The organism is Calothrix sp. NIES-2100 (genome assembly GCF_963875285.1).
Classification (GTDB): Bacteria; Cyanobacteriota; Cyanobacteriia; order Cyanobacteriales; family Nostocaceae; genus Aulosira.
Genome location: NZ_CAWNLA010000001.1, coordinates 9,899,408 through 9,909,373, shown reverse-complemented (window position 1 = coordinate 9,909,373; position 9,966 = coordinate 9,899,408). Strand labels below are relative to the sequence as shown.

The following is a 9,966-nucleotide window of genomic DNA, read 5'->3' as shown; positions in this document are numbered from 1 at the left end:
GCCGAACGACGTGTTTGTCCCCGACTTCATCATGGATAAAACTGCTGGTTTTGTTTTGCTCGATTGTGCGATCGCAGAACCGAATATACCTAGCTGTGTAGTCGCAATGGTCATAGCCGCAGCGCCCAAAAAGCGGCGGCGTTGATGGTTGATTTTCTCGGACATTTCTCTTTTTCCAATTGGATTTAACTCAACTTGCTTTAATTGAATTGGCTATCTGTTTATTTGAGTTGTAAAGAAGCAGTTACGGCAAGAAATTCTTGTATAATTTTTTCGATCAGTTCACCTGCCGGGAGAGCTTCGGCTAATGCTGCTCCCTGTCCTGCCCACATACTGGCAAAATCGGGACTTGATTGTTGAGCAGAAGTCTGATATAAAAACCGCCCTATAGACATCTGAGCTGGGAATGGCAGTACTTTATCTCTGTTATTTTCCATTTCACGTATAAATCGATTTCGGATTGCTCTGGCGGGTTTGCCGGAAAATACTTCAGTAATAACCGTGTCTTCGTCCTTACACTTGAGTACAGCCTGCCTATAGACTTCTGGGATATTGTTCTCAGGACAGGCGAGAAAAGCGGTTCCCATCTGTACCCCGCTCGCCCCAAGTGCAAATGCAGCAACGATTCCACGAGCATCCATGATTCCGCCCGCCGCAACGACCGGAACCGATACTGCATCAGCTATTTGCGGCACTAACGCTGCTGTTCCAATCAATCCATGTTCATAAGATACCGCAAAAGTACCACGATGACCTCCAGCTTCAAAGCCCTGGGCTATGATGACATCAACTCCTGCTTCGACTAGAGTTTTTGCTTCATTAGTTGTTGTTGCAGTAGCTAACACAATTGAGCCTATAGCGTGTATCTCACGAATTGCCTCAATTGGCGCAGGCCCAAAGTGGAAACTAAATACAGGTATTTTCTCTTCAAGCAGGACAGTAAATTGATCAACAAATGGCCCTAGTATCGGTATTGGTTCGGGCACAGGTCCGGCGTCAAGTTCGTTGTGCCATTTTGTTAATAGCTCAGACATCGGTGTTTGCTGCTCAGGTGTAAGTTGATACGCTTCAACTGCTGGGGCAAACAAATTAACTGCAAAGGGTTTGTCTGTCAGCTCTCGAATTTGCCTGATAATGGAGCGAAGTTTGGCTGGTGGTGTGGCCGCAGCGCCATAGGAGCCAAGACCTCCTGCATTAGAAACAGCCGCAACCAACTCAGGTGTGGAAGCGCCAGCCATCGGAGCCTGAATTATTGGATGCGCGATTTTGAGCAAATCTATTAGTTCTGTTTTAGGCCACATAAGTATCTCCCACGCTTGCTATTTTTCATTGTTTTATAATTTAATTTACTGTTCATCCCAAGTCATAAAATGATCTCTGGTAACAGCCGATCTCCTCATCTGATAAGGGGCAAAGGAACGCTGCCGATACATCTGGACAAGTTTTGAAGTGAGGACGCGGACTCAGCGCAGCGACCTGAACGCCACCCTAAGTTCCTGAGCAAGAATCGTTGGCTTCGTAAGCCTCTGCTGCTACCTACTCGCCGACGTACTCTGCGGGTATGGCAACTCTGCACGTATCATCTGGAAAGAACATGAAAAACCTTTTCCATGTAACGGTCCGCGGCGGCGGCGGACTCTTCTGGACTGCTGCCATTCTGACGTGCGCTCAGGTAAGGCGCGTACCAGTCCCACCAATGATGCTCGGCGTGAGTTTTCTCGTAGCGATCGTGGTACTCCGCCGTCTCGCCAAGAAGGTTTGCAAGGGTTGCAATGTCCATGTCTCGTGCTCGCGTAGAGTTCCAAACGCAGCTTCCCGGTCGCGTTTGGATTTCCTGGAGCAGCCAGAGGTTCCCGTCTGGGTCCTCGAACGAGGCAAATGAGAAGTAGGAACGACCTTGCGGGTCGCGCCCGGGGATGCTTGAGTTCTCCACGGCGTTGTTGAAGGGGCCGCCAGCGTAGTGGAAGACTTCGCTGACGTTAACACTACGAGCGATCAAGTCTTCGCGAGCGGAGTCGAGGTCTTCCACGGCGAGAACCAGGCTATGCGCCGAGCCAGGATTGTTCGGAGTGACTTTCTTGCCGAAGATGATCGAGGCTTCCGAGTTGTACGGTGTCATCTGCACGCCGCGGAAGTCACCATCCACCACGTCGATGTCGAGCCGCCAGCCGAGATTCTCGTAGAATGCTTTCGCGCGGTCAACGTCGGAAACGCTGAACACCACAACTTCGAGCTTCATGTTTGGACTGTTTACGCGATCGCTGCTCATATTTTTCTCCTTTTGATTGGTATCTTTAATGTTCAGATTAGTTACTTTTCATTCTTCTGCGAGCGCGATTGGGCACACCACTCAAATTCTTTGAGTTCAAGGGGCGACTTAGATATGCGTCCGCCAATGAAAAGTGCGGTGGTTTTATTGCACGCTTGAGTCTGTTTTTACAGTGGTTTGCAGCTGGTGTTCGAGATGTAAAATTTCCGCTGCCCGCTCCCCAACTATTACGCAAGGAGCCATCGTGTTACCGGTCGTTACTCGCGGCAGAATCGATCCATCAGCAATCCGGAGATTTTCGATTCCATACACTTTCAGGTTGCTATCTACCACTGACATAGAATCTCGGCCCATCTTCGCGGTACAGGTTTCGTGCCAGAAACTCGTCGCAGCATCTCGAATAAAACGTTCGAGTTCGGCCCCTTTCAAATTACCTGGCATCACTTCACGCTTAACAAACGGACGAAGTGGAGCGGAGTTACCGACTTCGCGGCAGAGTTCTACGCAGGCGATCGCAGTTTTGAGATCATCCGCGTCAGACAGAGTGTTTGCATCAATCAGAATCGGGTCGGATGGATTGGCTCCCGTCAGGCGCAGACGGCCTCGGCTTTTGGGATGGGCAATCGCCCCGAATAATGTCCAACCTGCATCGGGTAAGCCAAACCGGGCGATATTCTCGGCAGTGGATTTTGGCACTTCAGCCTGACAGACAAATAAATCTGGACTGTCAAGCCCGGACTGGCTGGTTGAGAAAAAGATTGCCTCGGACAAGTTGTTTTTTGGTTGGAGAGCGGTTTCATATTCCCAAACACAATCGAATGCAACATGGTCTTGAAAATTTTGCCCCACACCGGGAAGGTGCTGCACGACAGGAATTCCAAATCGCCGCAACTCAGCCTCATCGCCAATGCCAGATTGCATCAGCACCTTCGGCGTATGGATCGCACCGAGCGACAGCACGACTTCGACTGCCGCACCAATGCGATAGAGTGTGCCACGGTAAGAAATCTCCACGCCAGTCACCCGCTTACCCTGGAACGTCAGCCGCGTCACCAGTGCATGAGTGAGAACCGTCAGATTGGGTCGATCCATATAAGGGAAGACGTAGGAGCGGAAGATAGATTCGCGCTTGCCATTGCGGACTCGCACATCGCTGATAGCGGCGCCCTTCACTGCTTCCATCATGCGACCGTTCGGATTCTCGAAAGTAGGAATACCGACCGATTGCGCTCCTGCGATCGTTGCAGGAGCGATCGGGTTTGGCTCCGGCGCGGGCTGGACAAACACTGGCCCTCCCGTTCCGCGATACATTGGGTCTGGCACACCATGCCAATCTTCCAGGCGGCGATAAATCTTTAAGACGGATTCATAACTCCAGGCCGGATCGTTGGCAACGGATGCGAAGAAATCCCAATCGTGCTGGTGTCCGCGTGCCCAAACCATGACGTTGATGCTTGATCCACCGCCGAGTACTTTGCCCATCGAGAACGGAATTGAACGATCGTTGACATGGGGATTCGGCTTTCCCTGGAAGCTCCAGTCCCGATCGCTTCCAAGATTCATAAACCATTGATTCGCGGTGACAACACTGGGTACATCATCGGTGCCGCCAGCTTCAAGCAGTAGAACGCTAACATCCGGGTTCTCAGCTAGTCTGCGGGCAACTACTGAGCCAGAAGATCCAGATCCGCAAACAATAAAATCGTACTGGTGTCTTAGTTCAGAGGTGAGCTTGTGCTGGTTGCTGCGAACGCGATCAGTGAAATTGTCATCATTACTGGTGCTACCCAGATCGTTGTCCCGTTCATGCTCAAAATTCGTTTTCACTGGGTCTACCTTGCTTTCAAAATTGAAATGATTCCGTTATATCTGTCACTCGGCTCAAAATCGGTAGAGATGCTTAAGTTCCGCCACTTTTGGTCAGCTTCAAACCGTGCGATGTCACTGTGCTCCACCGCATGAGCAGCATCACTTCCGAGCAGAAGCCGCAGTTGTTAAAGAGTAGCGACGATTATGATTAATTTCTTGGGACACGTGCCGACCTCTTTGTAGTTAGGTTCTTTCTAAAGCAGTCATTTTGACGCGCGCAGCGATCTGAACGCTAACCTTGCGCCAGTCGTAATCGGTTGCCCAATAGCGCGCGAGTTTCTGAGTCGTTGCGAGCTGCACACCCTGCGACTGATCGGCGACTGTCTCCTTTTCGGGCCATCGCGTTGCTATGATGCGACGGCGGAGGTCGTCGAGTGCCGCTTGCGGAACGTTGATGTGGAAGGGACGGATTGTAGTTGTGTCGGTGTGCAAGGTTTCAAGTTGAGTCATGGTGGTCACCTTTGGTGTTACTTTGCTGGATTGGGCATTGGCAGAACCGAATCGACCTAGCTGTGTAGTCGCAATAGTCATCGCCGCAATGCCCAAAAAGCGGCGGCGTTGTTGGTTGATTTTTTTAGACATTGATCGTTCTCTGATTGGATTTAGCTCATTGAAACTGACGAAACTTTCGTAACCCCAGACATCATCTAGAACTCACCCCATCGCTCACTTCACCGAGGAGAAGGCGGTCGGTTGAAGCAGTTCGTTGCTGATGTTTTGCACGAGTGGGCCGTCCTTCTCACTCTCTTTACTGATCGCGATCCATTCGGGGTCCGCGAGAAATGCACTCCAACGCTCCTGACGCTCAGCCATGCTGTCCCAAGCGAGCAGGTAGGTGAGTTTCTGGTTGCTCTCGCCAATTAGCGTCGTCCAGAACCCAGCTTGGCGGATGCCATGTTTTTCCCATATCTGTATCGTGTGGTTCTGAAAGCGCGAAATCAGTGCTGGCAGTCGTCCGGGCACGGATTGATAAATGCGTAATTCATAGATCATAGCTGTGTTCCTTTTTGGAAATGTCAGAGTTACAACCGTTTCCATTTCACACCCAAATTATTCAGCCGATGGCTTACTAAACTGAAAACTGCTGAATTTTTCTGATCGCAAGGCGGTATCAGTGACCCGCACTCTGGCCACCATCGACGTGAAGGATTTCGCCCGTGACAAAGTTGGCTGATTCGAGATAGAGGATTGCATCGACGACATCGGATATCTCGCCCATACGACCGATCGGGTGCAGAGCATCGAGCTGTGCATGGGTTTCGACAGGATGCATTGGTGTCTTGATAGTACCCAGCGCGATCGCGTTCACCCGAATACCACGCTTGGCATACTCGATCGCCAGCGATTTGGTCGCGGCATTTAGTCCGCCCTTCGTCAGTGACGCGAGTACAGACGGTACGCCAGCGATCGCGTGGTCAACCAGGCTCGTCGATATCTGCACAACATGACCGCTGCCCTGCTTCTCCATTTCGGCGATCGCCAGTTGCGTCATGTGAAAGAAGCCAGTGACGTTAGTGCCCACGTACGCCTCGTAGTCTGCCTCGGTGTATTGGGTAAATGGCTTGGCGATGAAGATACCAGCATTGTTGATGAGCGTGTCAATGCGCCCAAATCGGGTCACGCCTTCGATGATCGCACGCTCGGCAGTTTTTCGATCAGCAATGTCGCCTGACACCGCCAGGATTGCATCATCATCCGATGGCTGAATTGAGCGTGAGATAGCGACCACCCGATAGTTGCGATCGCGGTACGCCTTGACAAGAGCTGCGCCAATGCCCTGCGACGCGCCAGTAATCACAGCGACTTTCTGTTCGATGCCCATAATAAAACTCCTTTATGCGTTTGAGGGGTTGATGAAACAAAGAATGTCAAAAGATTTATGCACTGCGGAAAGTCGCTCCACCGATTGGAGAACCAACAATGCCACCATCAACAAAAAGTTCAACCGACTGGACGTAGGATGAGTCGTCTGAGGCAAGAAAGAGGACTGCTTTGGCAATCTCGTCCGCTTCTCCCAAACGACCTAGTGGAGTCGCTGCTGCCCATTCCGCTGTCAGTTCGTCCGCCTTCTTAGGTGGAGTAGACCCACGGCTCCAGATGGGAGTTTTGATTGCTCCCGGTGCGACGACATTGACTCGAATGTTGCGGGGAGAAAGTTCAGATGCCATCGCTCTCGCCATGCCGCGAACACCCGCTTTGCTTGCTGCGTAAGCTGCCCTGCCGGCACTACCCAGCGAACCGATAACGGAACTGTTCAAGATAATTGAGGAGCCATCATTAAGCAGTGGCAGTGCGGCTTGGACTGTAAAGAAAACGCTGGTAAGATTGACGCGAATGATGTTCTCAAACACCCCTTCATCAGCGCTGCCTATGGGTGTAGCTCCAGCAATACCAGCGTTAGTGAAGATGATATCTAGACTGCCGAAGCGTTGACCAATTTTGCTGAAAAGGTCGGCACGGGCATTGGAGTCCGTCACGTCTGCACGATAGGCAACGGCTTTTAAACCCAGTTCTTTGACAGCAGCATCGAGCGTCTTCTGATCTCGACCCGTGATTGCGACTTCAGCCCCTTCGTGAATGAAGAGTCTAGCGGTGGCAAAGCCAATGCCACTGTTTCCCCCGGTAATCAGTGCCTTCTTACCTTCAAGTTTCATAACATCTCCTTTGGAAAGTGAATGTGTGAATATTGCAAATTACCGTCCGGGAGTGCGTGTCTTCACCTCTCTGCACTCCACCCCGTCACAATACTTGTCGGGTATTGGGGAAAAAGGGAAGGGGAAAGGAAAAAGAAAAAATCTTTAACCTTTACCCTTTACCCTTTAACCTTTTCCCCAAACCTAATGCCGAGTTAAAAATGCACAAAGCGAGCAGTATTGCACCCCGTCACAACAACTTTTGCATCTTCGTCGTCAAACGCTTGAGCCGTTGCCAGTCCACTTTGCAGTTTATGTTTATCGCATCAATCTGTCGTGGAGATCACGCCACAACTTTATCGTTTACAGCAAGTTGATACGCTTCTAGCAGTTTCACATTGTCGATCGATCCGTGATGATGAATCTGTCGCCACCCACCGTCACTTTCTGAGTACTGAAAACAGCGGCTCGTTCTGAATCTAAGTGGAATAATGCGATCTTTAGTTGTAAATTCACCGCGCTCTTCTCCAGCAAAGATGGCTGTCTTTCCACTGAAGTACTCTACAATATCCTCGAACTCAACCCAGACGTTTAACGATCCTGTGAAAAGTTTGGAGTAGAGATCGCGAATCGGTTCATAGCCTCGGAGCATTCCTCCCACCGGATTGTTTAGTTGAACCAGTGGACAGTTGAGCCAAATCTGAGTAAGTGTCTCAATCGAGTGCTGATTGAAGGCATAATAGAACGTTTCAAGTGCCGCACGCGCCCCTGCTTCTGATGGCTGAGTCGCTTCATTAAGCAAGTTACGAGCCGTTTTGCCATAGCCTGTGGTGAAATGGTTTACTATAAAAGTCATTGATTTTGCTTTCCTGATAATAAGTTCAGTCAACGCTTCTAATGTTGCAGATCAGGCTATGGTCGAAGCCATTATGCGGTGGTCATGGTCGGTGCTGGTAGCGACTGGCAGCCATGCTTGAATTTCCTGTGCCATTTTTGCGGCGTTACTCTGGTACATTGCGATCGCGTCCTTCCCAACGGGCAAATGCAACGGCGGACGTTCTGTATTGGCGAGTTGAATAATCACAGCCGCAAACTTTTTCGGATCGCCAGGTTGGTTCCCGTGTAGCGCATCGGCTCCGCTACGCATGGAACCTACTGTTGCCTGGTAATCAGCGATCATGCTTTTAGCGGCGGTATATGATTCAGCGCTCAGGAAGTCAGTACTAAAAAGACCAGGAGCTACTGCCGTGACGTGGATGCCGAGCGGTGCTACTTCGAGGGCTAACCCTTTCGAGAGACCTTCGATCGCAAATTTAGTAGACCCGTACAATCCCCAGCCCGGAACTGCATCGTAGCCGAACAGCGACGTAATATTGATGACCCGCCCGGATTTTTGCTGTCGCAGGTACGGCAATATCGCACAAGTCACGTTCAGTAACCCAAACACGTTGGTATCATACTGTTTGCGGACTTCGGCATCCGTGGCTTGTTCGATCGCAGTAATCATACCAAACCCGGCATTATTAACTAAGACATCAACCCTGCCGAAACGGGCAATGCCTTGTTTGACAGCCTCTTGTACCTGATCTTCCTGGGTGACATCCATCTGCACGTTGTGCAGATCCGGGTGGTTGTGCAGGGTAGCGGCGAGTTGTGCCGGCTGACTGCGAACCGTCGCTACTACTTGGTCGCCAGCTGCCAGGGCTGCTCTGGCAATTTCTAACCCAAAGCCTCTGGAGGCTCCGGTAATGAACCATACTTTCTGCGTTTTCATCGTATATCCTCGTTTTAGGTGTTGTCTAGTTTGTTGGCTTTAGCTCTTTCGGTTAGTGTCAAAAGGAGTAAAAAGCCTGATATTTTTGGCTCCTTTTGATCCTTAATCGATTGATGTTCCATTACCGTCCGGGGGCCCGCGTCTTCACCTCTTGGAGCAACCAACCATTGCCGTCTGGATCGCTGAACGAGGCAAACGAGGCATAGTCACGACGTTGTGGATCGGGGCCAGGTACTCGTCCCTCGGTTCCGGCGTGGTGGAAGACCCCGCCCACGTCGTGGAACACCTCACTCACCTCGACACCGCACTCGACGAGTTCGGCGCGGGCTGCCTCAATGTCGTAAACGATCAGGTACAAACCCTGAACTGAACCGGGCGCGGCTAATGTAACACGACTGCCGAAGATAATTGAAGCCTCCGAGCCAGGAGGTGTCAACTGCACCACTCGGAAGTCCTCCCCGGTGACAAAATCGGCATCTAGCCGCCATCCCAACGTTTTATAGAAGTCCTTGGCTCGATCGACATCGGAGACGGGCAATACCACAACTTCGAGCTTCATGTTTTGACTGTTTAGGGAGTTGCTACTCATTTTGTTCTCCTTTAGGTTGATGGGTTTGATGTTCAGATTGGTTAGTTTTCATTCTTGGGCGATCGCAATGCGACCATCGCTCAATTCAGAACACTCAAGTTCTTTGAGCAAAACTGCAACTTAATCGTTCTGCTTTGAATTGTGTAATTGAGGATCAAAGCACTTCATTACTTGCAGCGATAATGGCTGTCATCAACTGCTCCATGTCCCAGCGATCGCGATACCGAATTCCATTAATAAACAAAGCTGGTGCAGTCACGACTCCACTTTGCTGACCACTCTCGATATCTTGATTGATGCGGTCAACATGGACTTGTTTGGAAATATCCTGCAAAAATTTGTAAATGTCGAGACCTAGATGATTGGCATATTCAACGAGATAGCCGTTTCCCAATGCTTCTTGATGGTTGAGCAGCATCTCGTGCATCTGCCAAAACTGACCTTGCGCTGCTGCTGCTTCCGCTGCTTCTGCGGCCTTTTGTGCTTGAGGATAGATTGAATGTTCGATAAAGTGACGAAACACTACACAAATTGAATTTTTCTCAGTCAGCCCGGAATTGAAATCTTGCACGATTGCCTGAATCAACTGATGCATTTCCCGGAACTGAAGACATTGGTAATTCCCATATTCCACAAGTATGATCGGGGCATTGAGCATCCCCTGATAGTGATCGCGTTGGGAAGGTGGAACAAAGAGTTGATTAAGATGACTATTTTGATTCATCACACACTCTACCAAGAAGGTTTTTCATAGCATCGAGGGATTGCCATGACTCCTATCTGTGATTCCTCCCGACTCCGTTTTTTCTATGTATTTAGCTTATGAAACTAA

General features: G+C 50.2%; 11 protein-coding genes. All 11 read right to left on the bottom strand.

Annotation, left to right across the window (positions count from 1 at the left end):
• Positions 1-221: 221 nt before the first annotated feature.
• The 11 genes from AACU32_RS40345 to AACU32_RS40295 all read right to left on the bottom strand — a co-directional run bounded on the left by AACU32_RS40345 (position 222) and on the right by AACU32_RS40295 (position 9,858).
• Complete coding sequence (locus AACU32_RS40345; RefSeq protein ID WP_096607788.1) at positions 222-1,301, bottom strand: NAD(P)H-dependent flavin oxidoreductase; 1,080 nt, start codon at positions 1,299-1,301, stop codon at positions 222-224.
• A 278-nt stretch (positions 1,302-1,579) separates the two neighbouring features.
• Complete coding sequence (locus AACU32_RS40340; RefSeq protein ID WP_096607787.1) at positions 1,580-2,269, bottom strand: VOC family protein; 690 nt, start codon at positions 2,267-2,269, stop codon at positions 1,580-1,582.
• Between the two features lie 144 nt (positions 2,270-2,413).
• Positions 2,414-4,096, bottom strand: coding sequence for a GMC family oxidoreductase (locus AACU32_RS40335; protein ID WP_339378660.1), 1,683 nt, complete (start codon positions 4,094-4,096; stop codon positions 2,414-2,416).
• A gap of 225 nt (positions 4,097-4,321) precedes the next feature.
• Entirely contained in the window at positions 4,322-4,720 is a 399-nt protein-coding gene (locus tag AACU32_RS40330) for an epoxide hydrolase N-terminal domain-containing protein (protein WP_339377498.1), read from the bottom strand.
• Between the two features lie 84 nt (positions 4,721-4,804).
• Positions 4,805-5,131: an NIPSNAP family protein gene (locus AACU32_RS40325; protein WP_096607853.1), complete on the bottom strand. Its 327-nt coding sequence runs from the start codon at positions 5,129-5,131 to the stop codon at positions 4,805-4,807.
• Positions 5,132-5,249: 118 nt separating this feature from the next.
• Entirely contained in the window at positions 5,250-5,960 is a 711-nt protein-coding gene (locus AACU32_RS40320) for an SDR family NAD(P)-dependent oxidoreductase (protein WP_096598201.1), read from the bottom strand.
• Between the two features lie 55 nt (positions 5,961-6,015).
• Entirely contained in the window at positions 6,016-6,792 is a 777-nt protein-coding gene (locus AACU32_RS40315; protein WP_096607786.1) for an SDR family NAD(P)-dependent oxidoreductase, read from the bottom strand.
• A 322-nt stretch (positions 6,793-7,114) separates the two neighbouring features.
• Positions 7,115-7,627 (bottom strand): YybH family protein, encoded by a 513-nt coding sequence (locus tag AACU32_RS40310; protein WP_096607785.1) that lies wholly within the window; start codon positions 7,625-7,627, stop codon positions 7,115-7,117.
• 51 nt (positions 7,628-7,678) lie between these two features.
• Complete coding sequence (locus tag AACU32_RS40305; RefSeq protein WP_096607784.1) at positions 7,679-8,545, bottom strand: oxidoreductase; 867 nt, start codon at positions 8,543-8,545, stop codon at positions 7,679-7,681.
• A 121-nt stretch (positions 8,546-8,666) separates the two neighbouring features.
• On the bottom strand, positions 8,667-9,134 hold the full coding sequence (locus AACU32_RS40300; RefSeq protein WP_096607783.1) for a VOC family protein: 468 nt from the start codon (positions 9,132-9,134) through the stop codon (positions 8,667-8,669).
• 154 nt (positions 9,135-9,288) lie between these two features.
• Positions 9,289-9,858 (bottom strand): DsbA family protein, encoded by a 570-nt coding sequence (locus AACU32_RS40295; protein WP_096607782.1) that lies wholly within the window; start codon positions 9,856-9,858, stop codon positions 9,289-9,291.
• Between the last annotated feature and the right edge of the window lie 108 nt (positions 9,859-9,966).